This window comes from Amycolatopsis oliviviridis (genome assembly GCF_014654365.1).
Lineage (GTDB): Bacteria > Actinomycetota > Actinomycetes > Mycobacteriales > Pseudonocardiaceae > Amycolatopsis > Amycolatopsis oliviviridis.
In genome coordinates this window covers 499,952-520,661 of record NZ_BNAY01000004.1, presented here as the reverse complement: position 1 = coordinate 520,661, position 20,710 = coordinate 499,952, and the positions used below count along the sequence as shown (strand labels likewise).

The following is a 20,710-nucleotide window of genomic DNA, read 5'->3' as shown; positions in this document are numbered from 1 at the left end:
TGAAGGTCCGCGGCCTCGGCTACGGGATCGACGACAGGAGGAGACGGCGCGGGCACACGCACTATGGGAGCACACCCACGCCGCATAACGGAACAGCCGTCCGGTTAGAGCACCACTGTGGGGGTCACGACCGTCCGGCGGCACGTCACGTCACCGAGGTGGACCACGATCTGGGTGGTTCCCTGGGGAACGTTGTCCAGCACGAACCGGCCTCCCTCGTCGGCGGTGGTGGAACTCGTGCCGTGCTCGGCGACGCGAACCTCCACTCCGTACTCACCGGCGGGCACGAGCCAGCCGTCGATCCGGTGCTTCTTGCCGATCTTGGTGAGGTTGATCATCACCGTCAGATCGCTGACGGTGAAGGTGATCGTGCCGGTGTCGCTGCCGCGGACGCCTGCCGTGGCGTCCATCCGTTCCCAGCGCGCGACTTCGACATCGAGGTTTTCGAGCGCGAGCGCGAACTGAACCCGCTGCACCAGGTCTCCCGGTGGCGGGTCCAATTCGTCCATGAAGCGCCCGATATCGGCGAGCAAGGCCTCATCGCCCGGGGAGGTCATCTCCCCCGGCGTCCCGAGGTCGTTCATCGGCTTCCCCCTTCGTGGGCCAGTAGGTCGCGCATCGATTCGAGGCAACGGCCCCTGGTCGGGCCGACACTTCCGCGCGGCATGCGGAGTGCTTCGGCGACCAGCTGGTATTCGGCCCGCCCGGCGAGCACGGTCAGCCGAAGGAGCTGCTGACAACGGTGCGGCAGGCGGAGGAAGGCGCGCCAGACCCGGCGATCCCGGTCGGCGCGGACGGCTTCCTCTTCGGGGGCCGGGTGGGTGCTCTCCATGCTTTCGGCCAGCTCGTCGGTCAGCGGGACGGGCTGGGCGCGGCGGCCGAAAGGATGTTGGGCTTCACGTCTGGTGGTGGTGATCAACCAGGCGGCGAGCGCCTTGGGGTCACGGAGTTTCTCGAGCTGGCTGAACAGGGCGAGCCATACCGTCTGGACCACGTCCTCGGCGGTCAGGCGATCGAGCCCGTTCGCGCGCGCGACATGCCACACGAGCGGGGTCAGCTCGTGCACAAGTCTGTCCATCGCCTGGCGGTCACCGGCCCGCGCCGCGCGCATGCAGGCGGCATGCAGGTCGGCACCGGTCAGTCCTTCCCATGGCGGGTCTACCTCGGTCGTTTGCACGTCGGTCACCGTATCTGCCCCACTTCGGACGTGTCTTCGTGTCGGCGCTGGCAGTATCGCGGGCCCTTCGGGGAGAAGGAGCGTGCAAGAGGCTCTGGGATACATCAAGTCACTAACTTTTTCGTCGAGTTTCGGTCATCCCCCTCGGCGTGGGGAGAGGACAAAGGCACCGGCCGGCGCGAGTAGGTGTGGACTGCGCACCGGCCGGTCCTTTTTTCCCTCCCCCCGGGCCCGCTCCCCAACGGGCCCGCGTCCAGGTGTCCCCCTCCCCCGAAGGAGCACCCGGAGGTGATGCCCGGAGGCCCCCTCGGCCTCCGGACATCACCTGTCTGTGTGCGTTCAGTTCACCGGCGGTTTGGTGCCGTTCGGTTCCCAGTTGCCGTCCGGGCGCACGCCGGTACGGGTCGGGGTCGGTGCCGGCGCGGTGACCGGGCCCGGCTTCTGAGTTTCCTCGAGGTCCTCGGTGGCCGTGGCTTCGTCGTCGACGGGCGCGGTGTTGGTCTCGGTCGTCATCGGGTGTCCCTCATTTCCTCGACTGCTCCATAGGACGCAACGAGGCTGCCACCAGATACACGCAGAGCCAGCTTTTTCGCGGAAATTTCTTAATCTGTGGCAGGCGAGTGACCTGATCAGCGCTTTTGCCACTGATTGGTGTCGCTGAGTAGTTGCAGGCTCACTTCAGCGAGTTGTTCGGCCCAGCGCCGGTAGCCCTCGGGACCTGGGTGGAAACGGTCTTCGGCGAAGGTCGCGGGGTCCAGCATCGCGGCGGGCATCGGGACGTGGACGACGCCGGGCAGCGACGCCAGCCGGGCGGCCGCGGCGTCGAGGGTGGCCGACCGCGAGCCGAGGACGTCCCGCAGCGGACGCGGCAGCGCGGGGAACCGGCCCATCGGCGGCACGCCGGCCAGCACCACCGGTACCCGGCCGACCCGCCGTCGCAGCGAGACGATCAGATCGAGCAGGTCGCGCCGGTAGCGCGTGGCCGAATGCAGTTCGATCGTGTCGTTGACGCCCAGCGCGATCACCACGAGGTCGGCCGGTTCGAGCAGCGGCAGCAGGTCTTCACGCACCACCCGGGCGTTGGCCCCGGTCTTGCCGACGGCCTGCCAGGCGACCGCGCCGCCGTCCCGCGCGAGCTCGTCCGCGAGCCGTCCGGTCAGCGCCTCGGCGTGCGTCGCGGCGCCGACGCCATCCACAGTGGACTCCCCGAGCACCGCGAGCCGCACCGGGATGCCGTCGCCCGCCACGAGGCCGCTGACCGGCCCCGACGCGGCGGGCAGCCTGGGCGTCGTTCGGCGCACCCGGACGGCTTGCGCGAGCAGGATCGGGGCGAGCACCACCGCACGGCTGATCACGCCGCGACTCTACTTCCGCGTTTCGTCCTCTGAACGCGATCGTTGCGCACGCGACAACCGCATCGAGAGGACGAAACGCGGGTCAGCCGTGGGCGATCGCGACCGTCTGCCGGATGAGCGAGTCGTCCGAAGCCGCGCGAAGCAGGTAGTCGGCGACGTCGGCGCGGTTGAGGCTGTAGCTCCCCGGGACGTTGCCTTCGGTGCTGGCGGCGATGACGCCGGTGTGCGGCCCGTTCAGCAGGCGCGGCGGGCGCACGATCGTCCAGTCGACGTCGCTCGCGCGCACGATCCGCTCGGCGGCGACCATGTCGGCGAAGGCGTGCCGGAGGATCCTGCCGAGGATCGGCTTCACGACGTTCCTGGTGAAGAAAGGGTCGCCGTCGACGAACGGTCCGCTGGCGGTCACCACGAGCAGCCGCCGGCTACCGGCCGACCCGAGCGCGGCGAGGGCGGCGCGGACCCCGTCGGTGACGACGGTCGTCGGGTTGCGGTCGCGGGCGCCGAGGGCCGAGATCACCGCGTCGCGGCCGGAAACCGCCTCGGTCAGCGCGCCGTGCTCGGACAGTCCGGCGACGACGACGTCCAGCCGTTCGCCCTCGGCGGTCAGCCGGGACGGGTCACGGACGACCGCCGTGACGTGGTGCCCCGCGGCCAGCGCCTGCTTGACGACTTCGGAGCCGACCCCGCCCGTGGCACCGAGAACGGTGAGTTTCATGATCACGCCTTCCTGGGTTAGTGAACACTCACCCACTATGGTGAGTGTTCACTGACCACTTGTCGAGCGAACGCTGAGAAGCCCTCAGGAGCGAACATGGGAAGCCGCGAGGAGATCGTCGCCGCGGCGGCGAAGGTGATGCGCGAGCAGGGCTACGCGCACACGACGACGAAGGCCATCGCGCGAGCGGCGGGCTACTCCGAGGCGTTGCTGTACAAGCACTTCAAGGACAAGACCGAGATCTTCACGAGCGTGCTGACCGAGCGGCTGCCCGCGCTCGGGACGACGCTGGACGAGTTGATGAGGACCGCGGCGGACACCCCGCTCGCGGCGAACCTCGTCCGGCTGGCGCGGATCACGCTGTCGTTCTACCTGGAGAGTTTCCCGATCGCGGTGTCGCTGTTCTCCTCGCGGGAACTGCTCGCGGCGCACCGGGAAAAGGTCATGAGCAGGCAGAGCGGGCCGGACGTCCCGCTCGCGCGCGTCACCGAGTACCTGGACGAGGAGCGCCGGCTGGGCCGGATCCGCGAGGACGCGGACCTGGAGGTTTCGGCGTCCCTGCTACTCGGGGCATGTTTCCAGTACGCGTTCCTGGCGTCGTTCGAGGACAGGGAGCCGCCGGAAACGGAACTGGACGAGTGGGCGGAGCGGCTCGCGACGACACTGTCGCGAGCCCTTTGACTAAACGCTCTGGCTACTTGCCCTTCGCGTCCCGCATCTCGTGCCACTTCGCGTACATGTCGTTGAGCTCCTTGATCATGAAGCTCAGGAAGTCCCGCATCTCGGCGATCCGCTCCCCCGCCGGCGTGTCCGCGCCAAGGGCAGCAACGCCCTCGTCGGCGGCGTCGCGCCACAGGGTGATCATGCGGTCGCGTTTCATGAAGGTGGCGTACCAGAGGTCGTCGAAGAGGCGGTAGTGGTCGCGGCGCGAGCCCGGCTCACGTTCCTTGGCGACCAGGCCGATCTGCTCCAGCCAGCGCACGGCCCCCGAGATCGCGGCGGGGCTCACCGAGAGCTGGTCTGCCAGTTCGGCCGCGGTGAGCCGACCGGCGTCGGTGGTCATCAGCGCGGCGAACACCCTGGCCGGCATCCGCTGCATCCCGATCTGGGAAAGCGTGAGGCCCAGGTGCTCCACGTAACGGCGGACGGCGTCCTCGTCTCTCTCGGTGCTCGAAGCACTCTCAGGCGTCGTCGTCATGAGCACATCCTCTCTTACCTCCCCCAGAGTGATCACACCATCCATACGTTTTCTTAACTTCACAACTTCGTGAAATCACTGTACCTTCAGATCCATGGAAAACGCCATCTCCATCTCCGGCCTCCACAAATCCTTCGGCCGGACCAAGGCTTTGGACGGCCTTGACCTGCAGGTACCCGCTGGGGAGGTGCACGGCTTCCTCGGCCCGAACGGCGCGGGGAAGTCGACCACCGTCCGGGTCCTGCTCGGCCTGCTCCACGCAGACTCGGGCGACGTCCGCCTGCTCGGCGGCGACCCCTGGAAGGACGCGGCGAGCCTGCACCGGCGCCTCGCCTACGTCCCCGGCGACGTGAACCTCTGGCCCAACCTCTCCGGCGGCGAGGTGATCGACCTGCTGGGACGGCTGAGGGGCGGCCTCGACCAGCGCCGCCGCAAGGACCTCATCGAACGCTTCGACCTCGACCCCAAGAAGAAGGGGCGCACCTACTCGAAGGGCAACCGGCAGAAGGTCGCGATCGTGGCCGCGCTGGCCTCGCACGTGGACCTGCTGATCCTCGACGAGCCGACCTCCGGGCTCGACCCGCTGATGGAGGCCACCTTCCAGTACGCGATCCAGGAGGAGCGCGAGCAGGGCCGCACGGTGCTGCTGTCGAGCCACATCCTGGCCGAGGTCGAGGCGCTCTGCGACAAGGTCAGCATCATCCGCAACGGGCGCACCGTCGAGACCGGCACGCTGGCCGACCTCCGGCACCTCACCCGGACGTCGATCTCGGCCGAACTCGCCGGACCGCCGAACGGGCTGACCAGGCTGGCGAACATCCACGACCTCAAGGTCGAGGGCAACCGGGTCCGGTTCGACGTCGAAACCCGGTCGCTCGACGAGGCGCTGCGTCAGCTCACCGAGGTCGGCGTCCGCAGCCTGACCAGCCAGCCGCCGACGCTGGAGGAGCTGTTCCTCCGCCACTACACCACCGAAGCGAGCGCGAAATGACCGCGACGCTCGACCGCCCCCTCGTTTCGGGACCGGCGCACGGTCTGGTCGGCACCTGGCAGCTGACCAGGCTGGCGTTGCGGCGCGACCGGATCGTCCTGCCGATCTGGATCGTGCTGCTCGGGATCATGCCGTCGACGTCGTCGGGGACGTTCGAAACGCTGTACCCGACGGCCGCCGAACGGGCCGGGCTCACCGCGAGCATGGGCGCGAACCCGTCGCTTTCGCTGATCTACGGTCCGGCCTTCGACCTCTCGACCGCGGGCGGGTTCACCGCGTGGCGGCTCGGCGGCTTCCTCGCCCTGATCATCGGGCTGATGGCGGTCTTCACCGTCACCCGGCACACCCGCGCCGAGGAGGACACCGGCCGCGCGGAACTGCTGGCCTCCGCGGTGGTCGGCCGGTACGCCCTGCTGACCTCGGGCGTGCTGGTGTCCGCCGGGGCGAGTGTCCTCATCGGCTTCGTCGAGACCGGGCTGATGATCGGCGCGAAGCTGCCCGCCGACGGCGCTTGGGCGCTCGGCGCCGCCACCGCGGCGACCGGGCTGGTCTTCACCGCGGTCGCGGCGGTCGCCGTCCAGGTGGCCGAGTATTCGAGGACCGCCAACGGGATCGGCGCCACCGCCGTCGGTGTCGCGTTCCTGCTGCGGGCGGTCGGCGACTCGACCTCGGACGCGACCTGGGTTTCGTGGCTGTCCCCGATCGGCTGGGCGCAGCAGATCCGGCCGTTCGCCGACGAGCGCTGGTGGGTTTTCCTGCTGCCGCTGGCCGCGACCGTGGTCGTCGGCGCCGCCGGCTACGCGTTGCTCCCGCGGCGTGACGTCGGCACCGGCATCATCCCGCCGCGTCCCGGCCCCGCCGAAGCGGCGGCGTCGCTGCGCAGCCCGTTCGCGCTGGCGTGGCGGCTGCACCGGGGTCCGTTGATCGGCTGGGTGATCGGCACGGCGGTCTGCGCCGCGGTGTTCGGCTCGGTCGCGAGCGGGATCGGCGACGTCGTCGGGCAGAGCGAGCAGGCGAAGGAGATCTTCCAGCGCCTCGGCGGCACGGACGGGCTGATCGACGCCTTCATGGCGGCGATGACCGGCCTGTTCGCCATGGTCATCGCGCTCTACGGGGTGCAGGCCGCGTTGCGGCTCCGGGCCGAGGAGACCGCGATCCGCGTCGAACCGCTGCTCGCGACGGGCGTCGGCAGGCTGCGGCTGCTGGGGAGCCACCTCGTGTTCGCGTTCGGCGGCACGGCGCTGATGATGGTCGTCAGCGGTGTCCTTTTAGGACTGTCGAACGGGATGCGGTCGGGCACGATCGGCGACTCCGTCGGGGACATGGTGGTCGCTTCGCTGGCGCAACTCCCGGCGATCTGGGTGATCACCGGCCTCGCCGTGACGATTTTCGGCCTGGCGCCGAAGTTCTCGACGGCGGCGTGGGCGATCGCCGGGCTGGCGTTGCTGCTCAGCCTGTTCGGCGCGGTGCTGAACCTGCCGCAGGTGCTGCTGGACGCCTCGCCGTTCTCGCACGTTCCGAAGCTGCCCGCCGCGGAGTTCACCGCGACACCGCTGGTCTGGTTGACCGGGGTCGCCGTGGTCGCGCTCGTGGCCGGGCTCATGGGCTGGCGGCGTCGCGACGTCGGCTAGCCGCAGGGGAAACCGTGAAGGCCGTCCGACGGGGAGGACGGCCTTCACGGTTCTTGCCGTATTCCGCCGCCGGGCGTGACGACCAGTTTCGCGACCGCCGCGCCGCCGCCGCAGGCCTCGCCTGCCGGGTAGGCGATCGCCGGCGTCACGACGAGTGAGTGGGGCTTCCCGTCGTCGAGGGTCACCGTGGTCTTGATCGGCGTGGTCGGCAGACCGCGGACCGGGATGAAGACGTGCTCGCCACCGGGCGCGGCTTTGGTCACGCAGTCACCGGCCCAGCACAACTCCATCGACACGCGGGTGACTTCCGGCGGGACGTCGAGGGAGATCCCGTCCTCCAACGCGATGGCCGGGCAGGCCTTCTCAGGCGATTGGCACGCGGTCAAAGTCGCGACCAGGAGGACGAAAACGGGTAGCCGCCGCATACCGGGCAGACGTCGCGAGGGGCCGTCCGGGTTGCATCAGTCGATCCGGAATCCCGAAGTGGCAGTGGGCGGGAGCTCCGTCGAGGTGGTGGACGGCGTCACCGTCCGGGTCACCGTGCGCGGCGCGGGTGTGCTGGTGCGAGTGACCACCAGGGGTTCCGGGACGCTTCCTGGCACGGTCACCGTGACCGGCCCGACCGAGCGGGAGGTCGTGGCCGGGGCGGGGGTCCTGCCGACTTCGTGGACGCGGGACTGTGACTCGCGGCCTGCCACCAAAAGGGCGGCGACGAGCAGTCCGGTCGCGAGACCCGCGATGGCCGCGACCGTGACGGAACCGGTGGTGGGACCCTGACCGAACATCCGGCACCCCCTCGCCATGCGAAGCGCAGGTACGAGGACTTCTCGCGTTGATCTTACTTTTTGTTACGCAGCGTGCAAGTTGAGTGGAAGGTGCGCAGTCCGTCGATGACGATCCGCACGAGATGGCGTTCCTCCAGCGAATACCGTTCCGCGGCGAGGCAGCCGGCGATCAGGGCGCGCAGGTCGTCGCCGTCGATGTCCTCGCGTACCGCGCCCGCGGCCTGCGCCCGGGTCAGCAGCGCCTGCGAAGCCGCCCGGAAGTCGTTGCCCGCGCTCACTTTGAAGCCCAGCCCGGTCGTCTCGGCGAGCGCGTCGCACAGGGCCCGGTTGCGGGAGGCCTGCTGGACGACGCGCTTGAAGAAGTCGAAGAACGCTTCGCCGGGGTCTTCGGCGGTCAGCAGGTCGCGTGCCTCCTGGGCGAACTGCTCGACGCGGTCCAGGACGACGGCCTGGAAGAGCGCTTCCTTGCTGGGGAAATGCCGGTAGACGGTGCCCGCGCCGACACCGGCGATGCGGGCGATCTCGTCGAGGGGGACGGCGAGACCATCGACGGCGAAGGCCTCTTCGGCCGCCGCGAGCACCTTCGCTCGGTTGCGTCGCGCGTCGGCGCGCAGCACGGGCTTGTCCACTGTTCCCCTCCTCAACCGGGTCCGGCGTTCCGATTCAACGCTTTCCCGGACGAGGACATTCCTCACTGGACCGCGGTCTGCGCGCCTTCCGGCGTGAACAGGCTCTGGGCCGTGGTGAACAGGTACTCCCAGACACCCGGGATCAGCACCACGGCGGCGACCGCGAACACCGGGAAGATCAGCCGGTTCTCCACCTTCTTGCCGGTGCGGAACCGCAGTGGCTTCGGCGGCCGGATCTCGTACCAGGTCTCGCCCGCGATCGGGATCGGGAACAGGAACGGGCAGCCGGACTCGGTCAGCGCGTCGCCGAGGCAGTGCACGAAACACCCAGCCGCGACGGCGATGCCGAGCCAGCCGGAGATCTCCGCGAGCTGCGCCGCCTTGTCCGGCGGGGCGGTCCACACCCACCATCCGACCGCTGCGCCGCTGACCGGCAGCAGCCAGTCCCCGAGCGCGCCTTCCGCGAGCAGCAGCCCGAGGACGACGACGCCGAACACCGCCCACGGCCCGCCCTCGGCGGTGCCCCAGGAGGTCAGGAAGCCGAGGCCGACGGCGAACAGCACGGTGTGCGAGAGGTGCCGGTGCTTACCGGTGACCTTCTCGTCCCGCGGTCCCTTGGTCAGCGCGTAGAGGGCGGCCGAAACCCGGCGGAGCAGCCAGGAGAGCGCGCCGGTGAACCAGCCGAGCAGCTTCGACGCGCGGGCGCCCGGATGGTCGAGATCGGGAAGGAGGGCGAATCCGGCCGTGGTCGCGGCGAACACGACCGCTTGGTGCACCGTGCCCGCTCCGACGGCGGGCGCGAGCGCGAGGCCCGCGCACCAGCCGGTCAGGGCATGCGTCCGCCCCATCATCGTGCTGCTTCCCCCAGGTGTCGCGGATCACGAGCCCACGACCGTAGCGGGGGATCAGGCGGGGGGCTCTTCCGACACGCTGAGGTGCTCGGCGACGCCGGTGAGCTCGATCACTCGGCTCACCTGCGGGCTGGGCACCAGTTCGAGCTCGACCGCCTTTTCGGCGGCCTGGCGCTGGGCCTGGAGCACCACGTTCAGCGCCGAGGAGTCGAAGAAGGTCACGCCGGTGAGGTCGGCGACGACCCGTCCCGACGGCTTGTCCGTGATCAGGGCCCCGAGGGTCTCCTGGAGCTGCGGGCTCGTCAGCAGGTCTAGCTCACCGGTGACCACCACGCGCGGTACAGACGCGTCGGCGTCCAGCGTGATGCTGAAACCGGGCGGCGTGGTGTTCTGGTCCGCTGCGGGCATGCACATTCTCCTCATCAGGTGAGAACCGACGCTCAGCGCCGGAACGCGCCTGTGGTCTCAAGCGACGGCCGCGCCCAGTCCGGACACGGACGCACGCTCTTCTTCGGCGGGTTGGCTTGGCTGTCCCCGCAACGACAGTCTCAACCCTAACCCAGTACGGACGGGGCGCCACGATCGCCGTCACGCGCGTCGCCGACCGGTGTCCGGGACGCGCTCAATGCGCCGTCAGCGCCTTGCGCCCGGCGCGGCGTTCCCGGAGGAACAGCTCACGTCGTTCGATCTCGCCGAGCCCACCCCAGATGCCGTACGGCTCCTGGACCGCCAGGGCGTGCTTGCGGCACTGCGCCAGCACAGGGCAGGTCTGGCAGATCGCCTTGGCACGCGTCTCGCGCCGCTCGCGGGCCGAACCGCGCTCGTTGTCCGTGTGGAAGAACAAGCTGCTGTCGGCGCCTCGGCACGACCCACGGAGCTGCCAATCCCACTCTTCCGCCACCACGTTGGGCAGCCGGCTCACGTCAGCCACGTCGGTCCCCGCCTTTCCAGGAGATCGTTTGTCCCCGGTTACATGCCCGCCGCCTGCGCGACTCAAACCTGGGTTTGGTTTGCTCACACTCCGGGCAATCGACGACTCGGCAGCGCAGCTCGAGAGAGGAACACACGTGGTGGACAACACCCCGCCCAGCGGGCAGGGCGCTCAACTCATCGAGGTACGCACGGCCGCGGTACCGCACGTGGTACCGACTCTCCGGACGATCGTCGCGGACATCGCGATGCGCCAGGACTTCGACCTGGACGCTGTCGAGGATCTCCGGATGGCGGTGGACGAGGCCTGCTCCATGCTGCTCCCCTCGGCCGCCGACGGTCATCTGACCTGCGTTTTCTCGTGGAAGGACGGACGGATCGAGGTGACCGTCTCGGTGCTTTCGGACTCGCCGGAGCCCGACGACGAGACCGGTCTGTCCTGGCAGCTGCTCACCGCGCTGGCGACGTCCGCGCGGCGGAGCGTCACCCCGGCCGACGGCGGCTACCTGTCCAGGGTCGAGCTCATCCGGGAGAGCGAGGCGGCCCGGCCGTGACCGAACCCGTCGGGCGAGACGGCGGGGATGTTCCGGCCCTGTTCGAGCGCATGTGCGCGCTGCCGCAAGACGCCCCGGAACGCGAACGGCTGAGGGACGAGCTCGTGCGCGCGCATCTGGAACTCGCGCGCAACCTGGCGCGCAAGTTCCGCAACCGGGACGAGTCGATGGAGGACCTGGTCCAGATCGCGACGATCGGGCTGATCCACGCCGTCGACCGGTTCGACCCTGGCCAGGGCAGTGACTTCCTGGCCTTCGCGGTCCCGACCATCTCCGGTGAGCTCCGGCACCATTTCCGCGACAACAGCTGGTCGGTCCGGGTCCCGCGGCGGCTCAAGGAGCTGAACGCGAACATCTCGGCCGTGCGCGAGGAGCTGACGGTCCGGCTCTCCCGCGCGCCGAAGCCCAGCGAGATCGCCACGCATCTCGGCATCCCGATCGACGAGGTCTACGAAGGCCTCCGTGCCGGCCAGGGCCGGTACGGGGCCTCACTGGACAACCTCCTGGAGAACTCGGCGCACACCCGCTTCGGCGAGGCGGACGCCAACCTGAGTCAGGCGGAGCTCCGCGAGGCGCTGCGGCCGATGCTGGAACGGCTGCCCGATCGCGAGCGCAAGATCGTCGCGCTGCGGTTCGGGTCCGGGATGAGCCAGTCGGACATCGCGCGCCGTGTCGGGGTTTCGCAGATGCAGGTGTCACGGCTGCTGGCCGCCACGCTCAAGAAACTGCGTGAAGGACTGACCGAGACAGAACTCACGGACGGACCCTGATTCGACCTCGACCCTTGTGGGTATCTGGGAGACGACAACGGATCTGGGAGTCTCTCGCGTGAGGGGAGGTGCGGAACCATGACGATGTCCAAGACGCGATCGGGGGGCACGTTGCCGGTGGTCTCCCTGCCCCTGCCCGTTGATGTGACGGCCCCCGCGGTCGCGCGGCAAGCGGTCCGGACGACCCTGGCCGGCCTCGGCCTCGACGGCCCGGACGTCGACGACGTCCTGCTCGCGACCTCCGAACTGGTCACGAACGCTTTCGAACACGGTGAGAAGCCGGACAGGCTCGACGTCGAGTACTCCGACGGCAGGCTCACCCTGCGGGTCTACGACTCCGGCTCGAAGCGGCCGAAGCTGAAGGAACCTTCGCCGATGGCGGCGCGCAGCCGCGGTCTGCAGCTGGTGCACGCTCTGTCCGACGACTGGGGACACGAGCTGTGCGAAGGCGGAAAGTACGTCTGGGCTGTGTTCAGCCTTCACCCGTCCGACGCGCGAGCCTGAGCGCGGCGTCCGTTTCGGCGATCCGGTCCCGGAGCGATTTGCGCTCCAGCGCCTCGATGGCGGCGACCAGTACCTCCCTGAGCGGGTACAGCAGTTCGGCTTCCAGCTGTTCGGCTGCGGCGCTGGTCGCCGCCCACTCCGCTTCGAGCGTCGGCATCAGGCCGAGCGTCTTCTCGGTCAGCGAAACGATCCTCTGCCGCGCGTCGCGCCCTGGCCTGAGCGAGACGAGGTCCTGACGCGCCATCTGCGCGATGGTCTGGCTGGCGGCGGAGTGTGTCACGCCGACTTCGGCGGCGAGGTCGCGGATGGCCAGCGGCCCGTGGGCGACGATCGCGCGGACGAACGGGGTGAACCGCGGCCGGTAGTCCCCCAGGCCGATGTCCTCGAAGAACGCGGAGACGTCCGCCTCGGTCGTTTCGAGGACATGCCGCAGCAACGTGCCCATCCCTCGTTCGCGCGGCGGCCTCCCCACTCGCGGATTGTAACGACATAATCGCTTGATGACGCCCGAAGAGCTGCTGACGACCACCCGAACCGTCCGCAAACGCCTGGACCTGACCCGGCCGGTACCTCTCGAACTGGTGAAACACGCCCTGCAGGTCGCGCTGCAGGCGCCGAGCGGGTCGAACACGCAGCGCTGGCACTGGCTCGTGGTCACCGATCCCGGCCAGCGGGCCGAACTGGGGAAGCTCTACCAGCGTGCGTGCCGCGACTATCTCGATTCCCCAAGGGCGGCGGGGAAGCTGTTCGCGGACGATCCGGCGCGCTCGAAGGTGCAGAAGCGCGTCGGCTCCAGCGTCGAGTACCTGGCCGACAAGATGGGCGAGGTGCCGGTGCACGTCATCCCGTGCCTGGAGACGACGGACGCCGAACTGCCCGCCGGCAACCAGGCCGGGCTGTGGGGGAACCTGCTGCCCGCCGTGTGGAGCTACATGCTCGCGGCGCGGGCCGTCACGCTCGGCACCGCGTGGACGACGCTGCACCTCGCGTACGAGAAGGAGGCCGCCGAGATCCTCGGCCTGCCGGACAACGTGCACCAGGCCGCGCTCATCCCGACGGCGTTCTACACCGGCGACACCTTCAAGCCCGCCGCGCGTCAGCCGCTCGAAGAGGTCATGCGCTTGGACCGCTGGTGAGGTAGGACTCCAGCCGGTCCGCCAGGAGCTTGGGGTGGCTCAACGGCACGGAGTGCGAACCGTCGATCTCGTCGGGCGCGAATCCGAGCCGGTCCTGGACGACCCGGCGCAGGAACTCAGGCGTGAAGAACTGGTCTTCGCGCGCGATGAGCGCCTTCGTCGGGACGTCCGGCCACTTCTCCAGCGGCCACGGCTGCCCCCATTCGGCGCTGACCTGGTTCCGGGCGTGCGAGCCCGCCTCGGCGACGATGTCCGCGGGGACGCCGTTGTAGAACTGCTCTTCCTCGCTGAGGGTCTCGTCGGACTTGAAACCCGTGTTGCCCCACCAGTCCCCCGGCGACTCGCCCGGTTTCGGGATCATCGCGGTCAGCATCACGAGCAGTCGCGCCGAAAGCTTCCCGGCGACGATCGGCGCGGTGAAGCCCCCATAGGAATGGCCGACCACAACCAGGTCCCCGCGGTCGCCGATCGCGTTCACGACGGCGTCGACGTGCTCGGGGAAACCCGCCTTCTCGTCTTCGATCGGCAGGTTCACCGCGACGACGTCGTGGCCGCGTCCGGTCAGTTCCGCCTCGAGGAGGTGGAAGTCCCAGGCGCTGCCGCCACCGCCATGGATCAGTACGAAGGTCGCCATCGCCCCAGCCAACCCGAAACCGGGGAGATCAGCAACGACCGAGCATGTCGCTGAGCGCGCTCTTCTCCGCGGTGGTGATCGTGAGGCCGTAGTAGTGCTTCACGGTGATCCAGTCGGTGGCGTAGGTGCACCAGAACGACACGAGCGGCGGCTTCCACTGGTCCGGCGCCTTGTCGCTCTTCTCCTGGTTGACGTTGTCGGTGACGGCGAACAGCTGCGGCCGGGTCAGGTCGTTCGCGAACTGGCGCCGCTTCTCGTCGGTCCACGACTTCGCGCCGCTGACCCAGCTCTGCGCGAGCGGGACCATGTGGTCGATGTCGACGTCGGTCGGCTTGGTCCAGGTCTCGCCGTCGTAGATGCTCGTCCAGCTGCCGGAGGTAGGGGCGCAGTCGGAACCGGCCTTGACGTCCTTCCCGTCGCGTTTGAGCACGAACTCGCGGGTGTTGCAGTTGTTCCCCTGGTTGTCCCAGTGCGGGTACTTCTTGCGGTCGTAGCCGTCCATCGAACCGCGCGGCGCGACGGTGAGTTCGTCGAGCTGCTTGCGCGCGTCCGCGGCGCTGGCGGGGTTCGAGGGCTGGGGTTGCAGCGCGTCGCCCTTGCCGCTGACGAACCAGAACACCGCGAGCACGACGGCGCCGAGGGTGATCAGCAGGAGCAGACGCTGGGCCGTGGTCATCTGCCGGGTACGCGTGGCCACCGCGCGGTTCCTCTCGACGGGGAATGGGGAGTGCCCCAGTATCGCCGGGCCGCGCGGGGAAACCGGGAGCGACACGACGATGACGCCAGGTAGTTGTTGTCACATCGGGGCGCTGAGCAGCGACTACCCCTTGGACGCTGCCGGAAGGAGCGGGCTCGTGGGCGCCGAAAAACGTAAGTGGAACACCCGGATCGACGACTATCTGAACCGGAAGGCCGCGGAACGCGGACACGTGATCGCCATGGCACGCATGGGATCCACCGCGCTGGAGCGCGGCGATCTCGACGAGGCCGAGGGGTGGTTCCGGAAGGCCGCCGCGGGCGGGGACAGGGTCGCGATGGGCAACCTGGCGCATCTCCTGCGCGAGCGCGGCGTACCCGAACAGGCCGAACGCTGGTACCGCGAAGCGGCGACGGCCGGTGATTCGCATGCCATGGCGCATCTGGGAAATCTCTGCGCGCGACGCGGTGACGTGGACGCCGCCCAGGACTGGTGGCGGCGGGCCGCCGCCGAGGGCCGGGTCGAGGCGATGGCGGAACTCGGACGGTCGCTGCACCGGCGCGGCGACCTCGAGGAGGCCGAGCGCTGGGCGGTCGAGGCCGCGGAGGCGGGCAGCTTCGAAGGGATGATCACGCTCGGCGCCCTCCTGTGCGACACCGGCAGGACGACCGAGGCGGAACCCTGGTGGCGCGAGGCCGCCACCGAAACCGACGCGCCGTCGCTGGTCAAACTCGGTCTTGAGGCCGAGCGACGGGAAGATCTGACGCGCGCGGAAAGCTGCTATCACGCGGCCGCTGCCGCCGGCGCGCCCGAAGCCGCCGTCCGCCTGGGGCTGGTGCTGCATCGGCGCGGCGAGCTCGACGCCGCCGAACGCTGGTATCTCAAGGCGGCCAAACGGGGCGACGCCGCGGCGATGACGAATCTGGGCGTCCTCGCCAACGACCGGAACGATCCCGGCGAGGCCACCGCCTGGTACCGGAAGGCCGCGGAACTCGGCAGCGTCCCCGCGTACACCAACCTCGGCAGGCTCGCCGCCGACCACGGCAATTTCCAGGAGGCCGAGCACTGGTTCCGCGCGGCCGCCGACACCGGGGACCAGGCGGGGCAACGGGATCTGGAGGAGCTGTACCGGAACTCGGGCGTCCGGCACCGGCGCGCCTAGGCTTTCCAGTTCCGCATCGCGGCGAATCCTTCACGCAGCCGCTGGAGTTTGCGGCTGCGGTACGGGTCCTCGCCGTCGTCGAGCCGCCATCGTTCCTCGACGCCGGCGCGGAACACCGCGAGCCCCTCGAAACCGAGCCCGGCGGTGAAGTCCGCGATGCTCACGTCGACGCGGCCGGAACCGTCGAGATCCAGGCGTAGCAACCATTCCGCGAGCTCTTTGGGCTCCGGCGGCGTTTCCGCGCAGGCCTCGGCGTACAACGCGAGCGCGTTCCTGACCTCTTCGCCGAGCGCGCCGAACGAGTCCTCGACGAAGTCCAGCGCCTCGACGACGAGTTCGACGACGCGGCACAGCAGCGGAGCGTCCATGAGCTCCTGGGCGGTGGCGAGCACCTCGCGAACCTTTTCGGTGTACGCGAGCGTGCCCTGGAACCCTACGAAACCGCGCAACCGCAACGTTCCCTCGACGTGCCGCCGCAACGCGTCGAGGTCCTCGCGGCCCGCCTTGAGCGAGAGTTTGCGGAATAGGACGGGGTCCTCGTTCGCGTGCCCGACGAGCAGCTCGACCAGCTCGTCGCGGGTGAGGGTTTCGACGTATCCGCGGATGTCGGCCGCGCCGCCGTCCGCCACGCCTTCGAGGACCAGCAGCCCGACGGCCACGCAGTGTTTGCAGAAGAAGCCGTCCGCCGCGTGCGGGCAGGAGCACTCGCCGACGAGCTCGCCGCCGACGTTGCGCAACCGGACCGTGTACCGGTCGGTGCCGCTGACCACCGCCGCGACCCCGCCGGCGACGTCGTCCAGCGCCTCGACCGACTCCAGGTACTTGGCCCCGCGCGCGAACGAGACGTCACCGGCCTGCCTGCGGAGTTCGTCCTCGCTGAACCACGTCACCGCCCTATTGAACCCCTTGCGCCGGAGGACCGAGGAACAACCCGCCGCTCGCGTCGAGGACCTGCCCCGTCACCCAGCGGGCGTCGTCGGAGGCGAGGAACGCGACGACGTCCGCGATGTCGTCCGCGGTGCCGAGTCTCTGGTGCGCGGTGAGGGTTGCTATCGCGGTTGTTAATTCGGACGTGAAGACCTGGCCGTTGTCCGCGGTCCTGGTGGCGCCAGGCGCGACGACGTTGACCGTGATCCCGCGGGGTCCGAACTGGTGGGCGAGGGTGCGGCTCATCGTCTCGAGCGCGCCCTTCGTCATCGCGAAGGACGTCTGTGTCGGGTTGGCCATCCGGGTGGCGACCGAGGAGACGTTGATAACGCGGCCGCCGTCGTTCAACGGTGCTCGTTGGATGAGGAAGTACGGCGCCCTGACGTTGACCGCGAAGAGGTGGTCGAAGCTTTCGGGGGTGTCCGTCTCGATGGGCCCTGCCGGCTGGGCGGCCGCGTTGTTGACCAGGATGTCGAGGCTGTCGATGCCTTCGAGGGCTTTGTCGACGCCCTCCATCTGTGCGAGGTCTCCCTGACTGCTGTCGTGCCTTCGGACCTTGACGCCGTCTCTCTCAAGCCTTCTCGCGATCGCCGCCCCGATCCCTTTGGACGCCCCGGTCACCAATGCCGTCTTCATCGCGTACCCCAGATGTTAGTCACTAACACTTTGATAGTGTCTACCACATGAGCCTCCGAGACCGCCAGCGCGCCGAGACCCGGCTTCTGGTGCAGACGTGTGCCGTCCGCCTCTTCACCGACGTCGGCTACGACGCGACCACCGTCGCCGACGTCGCCGCGGCCGCCGGCGTCTCGGCGATGACGGTCTACCGGCACTTCCCCACGAAGGAGGACCTGGTCCTCTACGACGAATACGACCCCGTGACCGCTTCCGCTGTGCTTGGGCAGCCCGCTTCGCTGCCTTTGGCTGCGCGGATCGGGCGCGGTTTGGAGTCGACCGCCGCTCTGGGCACTTCCGAGGAGAAGGCTTTCCTGCTGGCGCGGCTCCGGCTGATGATCTCGGTGCCTGCGCTGCGGGCTCGGCATCTGGACAGCCAGTACGCGACTGCCGATGCGATCGTCGCTGCTCTTTGTGGTTCTGCTCCGGCGCCTGAGGAGGAGTTTCGGGTGCGGGCTACGGCCATGGCCTGCCTAGGCGCCGCTCACGTCGCGCTGATCCGATGGGCTGAGACGGACGGGGAGTCGGACCTGCCAGCTTTGATCCGACAGACCCTCACCAGCGTCTTCGGGGACTAGCTGGCCAGCCAGCCGCTAAATACTCGGGTCAGCTCGCCCTTGAGATGTTCAGGCGCGCAGTACGTGAGCGGACCTGCCATTGTGCGCCCCACCCCTACCTTCGGAACAGCCTCGATTGGCGCTACGACAAACGCCTCACCCTCGTCCACGAGCAACGTCCTGGCCTCGACCAAGTAAGCGAGAGCCTGGTCGTACCCGCTCCGCAGGTACTCGCCCTTATCGGTGTACTTGCACTCGATGACCACAGCGCGCTTGTTCGCAGGGTCTATCAAGAACAAGTCCGCACCCCGAACGTAGCCACGGCGTACCAGCCCACCGGTCGCCTCGACGTAGGGTTCAGTGTTCTTGGTGAAATCCCAGATCTCCGCAGCTTCGAACCACAAATCCCAGGGCGCAGCGCCAGGAACGTCTACTCGGAACGCGGGGCCACGTGAGCGTCCAGCCAGCGGACGGCGGCTGACCGGTCGACATTTCTGTTCTCGCAGTACACCGAGCATCGTCCCTAACACGCAAAGATGAAAAAGCCTCCACCTGATCTCGTCGTCTGGAGTCAGTAACTCGGCAGCAAGCCGAGCTAGGTCACTGGTTTCTTCCTGCCGAAGTAGATCGGACAGGTCTCCGACTACCCGCCACAACGGTCCAGCACGCCGGATTCCTTCGACCATCAGCAGATCCGGTGGCTCAGCTTCCACAGCTTGCAATTCTGGCTTTGCCGCCAGGTCGTCCAGCACGGATAACTGTTCCTGCACCTTTTTTCCGATCGTAGGACGCATCTCCTTGGCATGCAGATACACTGCAATGAGACGCTCGACCGTCCAGCGCAAGGCGCTCAATAGTTCGTCATCCACCCCACGACGACGGGCTCGCCCAAGAAACTCGGTCGGCGGCCACCCCTGTCGCCGAGTAGCCGGCCAGTCAATGGCTCCCCGCGGAGACCGGCTGCGCACCATTTCAGCTTGGCTGACAACGGGCAAGACCTTCAGCCAGTCCTGAACATTCGTGGGTAGCTGCTCAATCAGAGGTCGACATTGCTCGAAGAGGATGAGGTGTGCTCGACGCTCGACATCCTTCTCCGTCCACTCGAAGTCATCCTCACTGAGTACTGCGGCCAAGCCTGCGTACAGCTCGCCCTTACCGGACCAGCTGCGGAAAAGCTCCACAAGACCGTCCTCGGGAAAGGACAGCTTTTTCTTCATCGAAGAGCCTTCAGGTGGTCAAGCAGCCAATTCCATTGCCCGCCAAGCACCTCTTCAGCTCCTAGCTCCTCACCCAACCTGGTGAGGGTGTTTCCGTCGTAACCGGACAGCCAAGACCCCATACTTGCCAAGTAACCTTCGGCAACCAATTGCCTAAGGTCAGTGTCAGTATTCGCTAACAGCCCTGCTGCCACGTAGTCCGAAACATCGAGAAGAGCCGCCGGCCCCATCGGATCCAGAACAACACCCTGAGCGGTGTAGATCCTCTCCAGGATGGCGCGCAGCTGACCTGCCTGCGGTTCTGGAATAGGGGTATCAGCAGCGCTAATCCTGTTACTCAGCGCTGTCGAAAACTGGTCAGCTCTTGGTGCCGATACCGGGACATGGCCGAACCGTCGGCCAAGCGCCTGACCGAACCGGAACACGCGCTGAGCGTCGACTGCATTGTAAGTCCCGATGAGTCGCCAGTCGGTTCCCGCTACGTAGTAGATCGGCTCATTCGACAGACTGTCTGATCGAAGGCGCTCTTCACCGACTACAACACTTTCAGGGTCTGATCCCCACGTAAGAATGATGGGGCTAGACCGTGGATCGGCGCTGACACGACCAACCATGACCTCCTTGCCCGAAAGCCAGGTGAGCAGCCCTCCAAAGATTCGGTCCAGATCAGCACGATTTGCCTCATCAAGGACCAGCCATTGGTCCTGCGCGATAGCTTCCAGCACGTGACCGGGACTGAACCGCAAACGCTTCTTGTCGTCGACAGTTTCGCCGCCCACCAGCTCTCTGGTCGTCCATGACTCGTCCGGAGTCACGATCAGTGGATCATGGATGAGCCCCATGCCGAAGGACTCAGGATTCCTACCGATATCGTCGATGAGCTCGCCAACCAGCTGCGTCTTTCCAGTACCCGGCGGCCCTACCAACATGACCGACTTGCTGGACCGCACTGTTAGCCGAAGCATTCGTTGGATGCGACTGTCGATGACTAGCGGATGCGCAGGAGTCCGTATTTTTCGGTCCTTCACTACAACACTCTCCAACTGCGTCCCGAAAAACGCAGCCAACTTTTCGGCGGAGATGGTCTCGGCACCTTTCTGCACGCCGACCCACTTGACGTTCCAATCGGATCCATCTTGACCAAGAAGTAGAGCTGCAGGCGTCTCGCTCGACCTCAGGTACTTGCGAAGCTCAGCAACTGCTCGGTCCGTATCAGCCAGCGGGACGACCACGGCTACCAGCTCGGCGTTGTCGACCCGCGTCGAGCGCCTCAGCTGACCGGCCAGCTCGGCTGCCCGGCTGATTTGAATTGCAGCAATGCGAGTCGCTCGGATCTCCGCGACGCCTGCCAGGTAGTACTCAAGACGTGAAAACTTCGTCCCGCTTGGCGAGCTTAGGTCAACCTCACTCAGACCGTCTCGGAGCAGCCTCTCAGGCGTCCAATCCGCCGCTTCAGTCATGAGACTGAAGGTACCGGCGCCCGACCATCCCGACCTCGCGCCACGCGTAGTGACGGGTACACAGTCGCACTTCCCGATAGCGGACACGCTTCGCGCTAGCAGTTGCGCGTACGCAAGCTTCGCGCCACTACACTCAGTCGTCTGCGTCACACGGA

The 20,710-nt window shown here is 67.9% G+C and carries 28 protein-coding genes; 9 read left to right on the top strand and 19 right to left on the bottom strand.

Annotated features, from left to right (window positions below):
• Window positions 1–104 precede the first annotated feature (104 nt).
• The 5 genes from IE302_RS20345 to IE302_RS20325 form a co-directional block, all read right to left on the bottom strand.
• Entirely contained in the window at window positions 105–584 is a 480-nt protein-coding gene (locus tag IE302_RS20345) for a carboxypeptidase regulatory-like domain-containing protein (RefSeq protein WP_191256064.1), read from the bottom strand.
• Complete coding sequence (locus IE302_RS20340) at window positions 581–1,186, bottom strand: RNA polymerase sigma factor (RefSeq protein WP_007030724.1); 606 nt, start codon at window positions 1,184–1,186, stop codon at window positions 581–583. Before IE302_RS20340 ends, IE302_RS20345 begins: the two co-directional genes overlap by 4 nt.
• Window positions 1,187–1,516: 330 nt before the next feature.
• Complete coding sequence (locus IE302_RS20335; protein WP_191256063.1) at window positions 1,517–1,690, bottom strand: hypothetical protein; 174 nt, start codon at window positions 1,688–1,690, stop codon at window positions 1,517–1,519.
• A 116-nt stretch (window positions 1,691–1,806) separates the two neighbouring features.
• Entirely contained in the window at window positions 1,807–2,532 is a 726-nt protein-coding gene (locus IE302_RS20330; protein ID WP_191256062.1) for an SGNH/GDSL hydrolase family protein, read from the bottom strand.
• 82 nt (window positions 2,533–2,614) lie between these two features.
• Window positions 2,615–3,247, bottom strand: a complete 633-nt coding sequence (locus tag IE302_RS20325; RefSeq protein WP_191256061.1) for an NAD(P)-dependent oxidoreductase — start codon at window positions 3,245–3,247, stop codon at window positions 2,615–2,617.
• 96 nt (window positions 3,248–3,343) lie between these two features.
• On the opposite strand from IE302_RS20325, the gene IE302_RS20320 reads away from it, so the two are divergent.
• Window positions 3,344–3,928: a TetR/AcrR family transcriptional regulator gene (locus IE302_RS20320; RefSeq protein ID WP_191256060.1), complete on the top strand. Its 585-nt coding sequence runs from the start codon at window positions 3,344–3,346 to the stop codon at window positions 3,926–3,928.
• 13 nt (window positions 3,929–3,941) lie between these two features.
• Here the strand turns inward: IE302_RS20320 and IE302_RS20315 are convergent, their stop codons facing one another.
• Window positions 3,942–4,445 (bottom strand): GbsR/MarR family transcriptional regulator, encoded by a 504-nt coding sequence (locus IE302_RS20315; protein ID WP_191256059.1) that lies wholly within the window; start codon window positions 4,443–4,445, stop codon window positions 3,942–3,944.
• 94 nt (window positions 4,446–4,539) lie between these two features.
• On the opposite strand from IE302_RS20315, the gene IE302_RS20310 reads away from it, so the two are divergent.
• Together IE302_RS20310 and IE302_RS20305 are read left to right on the top strand one after the other, a co-directional pair.
• A complete protein-coding gene (locus IE302_RS20310) occupies window positions 4,540–5,436 on the top strand; it encodes an ABC transporter ATP-binding protein (RefSeq protein ID WP_191256058.1) in 897 nt (298 codons plus the stop codon).
• On the top strand, window positions 5,433–7,067 hold the full coding sequence (locus IE302_RS20305) for an ABC transporter permease (RefSeq protein ID WP_191256057.1): 1,635 nt from the start codon (window positions 5,433–5,435) through the stop codon (window positions 7,065–7,067). Before IE302_RS20310 ends, IE302_RS20305 begins: the two co-directional genes overlap by 4 nt.
• Window positions 7,068–7,111: 44 nt before the next feature.
• Here IE302_RS20305 and IE302_RS20300 read toward each other — a convergent pair whose 3' ends face one another.
• From IE302_RS20300 to IE302_RS20275, 6 genes are all read right to left on the bottom strand, one after another.
• Window positions 7,112–7,492 carry a hypothetical protein gene (locus IE302_RS20300; protein WP_191256056.1) on the bottom strand — a complete coding sequence of 127 codons (381 nt, stop codon included), beginning with the start codon at window positions 7,490–7,492 and terminating at the stop codon, window positions 7,112–7,114.
• Window positions 7,493–7,528: 36 nt separating this feature from the next.
• Entirely contained in the window at window positions 7,529–7,852 is a 324-nt protein-coding gene (locus tag IE302_RS20295) for a superantigen-like protein SSL4 (protein ID WP_191256055.1), read from the bottom strand.
• A 53-nt stretch (window positions 7,853–7,905) separates the two neighbouring features.
• Complete coding sequence (locus tag IE302_RS20290; RefSeq protein ID WP_191256054.1) at window positions 7,906–8,481, bottom strand: TetR/AcrR family transcriptional regulator; 576 nt, start codon at window positions 8,479–8,481, stop codon at window positions 7,906–7,908.
• Between the two features lie 62 nt (window positions 8,482–8,543).
• Window positions 8,544–9,329, bottom strand: a complete 786-nt coding sequence (locus tag IE302_RS20285; protein WP_191256053.1) for a metal-dependent hydrolase — start codon at window positions 9,327–9,329, stop codon at window positions 8,544–8,546.
• Between the two features lie 57 nt (window positions 9,330–9,386).
• Complete coding sequence (locus IE302_RS20280; RefSeq protein WP_005149764.1) at window positions 9,387–9,740, bottom strand: STAS domain-containing protein; 354 nt, start codon at window positions 9,738–9,740, stop codon at window positions 9,387–9,389.
• A gap of 214 nt (window positions 9,741–9,954) precedes the next feature.
• On the bottom strand, window positions 9,955–10,263 hold the full coding sequence (locus IE302_RS20275) for a WhiB family transcriptional regulator (protein ID WP_029715500.1): 309 nt from the start codon (window positions 10,261–10,263) through the stop codon (window positions 9,955–9,957).
• 136 nt (window positions 10,264–10,399) lie between these two features.
• Here IE302_RS20275 and IE302_RS20270 point away from each other — a divergent pair, with 136 nt between their 5' ends.
• The 3 genes from IE302_RS20270 (at window position 10,400) to IE302_RS20260 (ending at window position 12,090) form a co-directional block, all read left to right on the top strand.
• Window positions 10,400–10,816: an ATP-binding protein gene (locus tag IE302_RS20270; RefSeq protein ID WP_191256052.1), complete on the top strand. Its 417-nt coding sequence runs from the start codon at window positions 10,400–10,402 to the stop codon at window positions 10,814–10,816.
• Complete coding sequence (locus tag IE302_RS20265; protein WP_191256051.1) at window positions 10,813–11,586, top strand: SigB/SigF/SigG family RNA polymerase sigma factor; 774 nt, start codon at window positions 10,813–10,815, stop codon at window positions 11,584–11,586. Before IE302_RS20270 ends, IE302_RS20265 begins: the two co-directional genes overlap by 4 nt.
• 78 nt (window positions 11,587–11,664) lie before the next feature.
• Window positions 11,665–12,090, top strand: coding sequence for an ATP-binding protein (locus tag IE302_RS20260; RefSeq protein ID WP_191256050.1), 426 nt, complete (start codon window positions 11,665–11,667; stop codon window positions 12,088–12,090).
• Here IE302_RS20260 and IE302_RS20255 read toward each other — a convergent pair.
• Complete coding sequence (locus IE302_RS20255) at window positions 12,059–12,535, bottom strand: MarR family transcriptional regulator (RefSeq protein WP_191256312.1); 477 nt, start codon at window positions 12,533–12,535, stop codon at window positions 12,059–12,061. The genes IE302_RS20260 and IE302_RS20255 overlap by 32 nt on opposite strands.
• 55 nt (window positions 12,536–12,590) lie before the next feature.
• On the opposite strand from IE302_RS20255, the gene IE302_RS20250 reads away from it, so the two are divergent.
• Window positions 12,591–13,226, top strand: coding sequence for a nitroreductase family protein (locus IE302_RS20250; RefSeq protein WP_191256049.1), 636 nt, complete (start codon window positions 12,591–12,593; stop codon window positions 13,224–13,226).
• Here the strand turns inward: IE302_RS20250 and IE302_RS20245 are convergent.
• Both IE302_RS20245 and IE302_RS20240 read right to left on the bottom strand, forming a co-directional pair.
• Entirely contained in the window at window positions 13,204–13,860 is a 657-nt protein-coding gene (locus IE302_RS20245) for an alpha/beta hydrolase (RefSeq protein ID WP_191256048.1), read from the bottom strand. The two genes, IE302_RS20250 and IE302_RS20245, sit on opposite strands and share 23 nt — an antisense overlap.
• Before the next feature lie 28 nt (window positions 13,861–13,888).
• Window positions 13,889–14,536 (bottom strand): HNH endonuclease family protein, encoded by a 648-nt coding sequence (locus tag IE302_RS20240; RefSeq protein ID WP_373308011.1) that lies wholly within the window; start codon window positions 14,534–14,536, stop codon window positions 13,889–13,891.
• A 178-nt stretch (window positions 14,537–14,714) separates the two neighbouring features.
• Here IE302_RS20240 and IE302_RS20235 point away from each other — a divergent pair, with 178 nt between their 5' ends.
• Window positions 14,715–15,719: an SEL1-like repeat protein gene (locus tag IE302_RS20235; protein ID WP_191256046.1), complete on the top strand. Its 1,005-nt coding sequence runs from the start codon at window positions 14,715–14,717 to the stop codon at window positions 15,717–15,719.
• On the opposite strand, the gene IE302_RS20230 is transcribed toward IE302_RS20235, so the two are convergent.
• Both IE302_RS20230 and IE302_RS20225 read right to left on the bottom strand, forming a co-directional pair.
• Window positions 15,716–16,609, bottom strand: a complete 894-nt coding sequence (locus IE302_RS20230) for an SWIM zinc finger family protein (RefSeq protein WP_191256045.1) — start codon at window positions 16,607–16,609, stop codon at window positions 15,716–15,718. The two genes, IE302_RS20235 and IE302_RS20230, sit on opposite strands and share 4 nt — an antisense overlap.
• Window positions 16,610–16,613: 4 nt before the next feature.
• Window positions 16,614–17,282: an SDR family oxidoreductase gene (locus IE302_RS20225; RefSeq protein ID WP_191256044.1), complete on the bottom strand. Its 669-nt coding sequence runs from the start codon at window positions 17,280–17,282 to the stop codon at window positions 16,614–16,616.
• A gap of 47 nt (window positions 17,283–17,329) precedes the next feature.
• On the opposite strand from IE302_RS20225, the gene IE302_RS20220 reads away from it, so the two are divergent.
• Complete coding sequence (locus IE302_RS20220) at window positions 17,330–17,899, top strand: TetR/AcrR family transcriptional regulator (RefSeq protein ID WP_191256043.1); 570 nt, start codon at window positions 17,330–17,332, stop codon at window positions 17,897–17,899.
• On the opposite strand, the gene IE302_RS20215 is transcribed toward IE302_RS20220, so the two are convergent.
• Both IE302_RS20215 and IE302_RS20210 read right to left on the bottom strand, forming a co-directional pair.
• Window positions 17,896–19,095 (bottom strand): hypothetical protein, encoded by a 1,200-nt coding sequence (locus IE302_RS20215; RefSeq protein WP_191256042.1) that lies wholly within the window; start codon window positions 19,093–19,095, stop codon window positions 17,896–17,898. The two genes, IE302_RS20220 and IE302_RS20215, sit on opposite strands and share 4 nt — an antisense overlap.
• Window positions 19,092–20,555: an AAA family ATPase gene (locus IE302_RS20210; RefSeq protein ID WP_191256041.1), complete on the bottom strand. Its 1,464-nt coding sequence runs from the start codon at window positions 20,553–20,555 to the stop codon at window positions 19,092–19,094. Before IE302_RS20210 ends, IE302_RS20215 begins: the two co-directional genes overlap by 4 nt.
• Window positions 20,556–20,710: the final 155 nt, after the last annotated feature.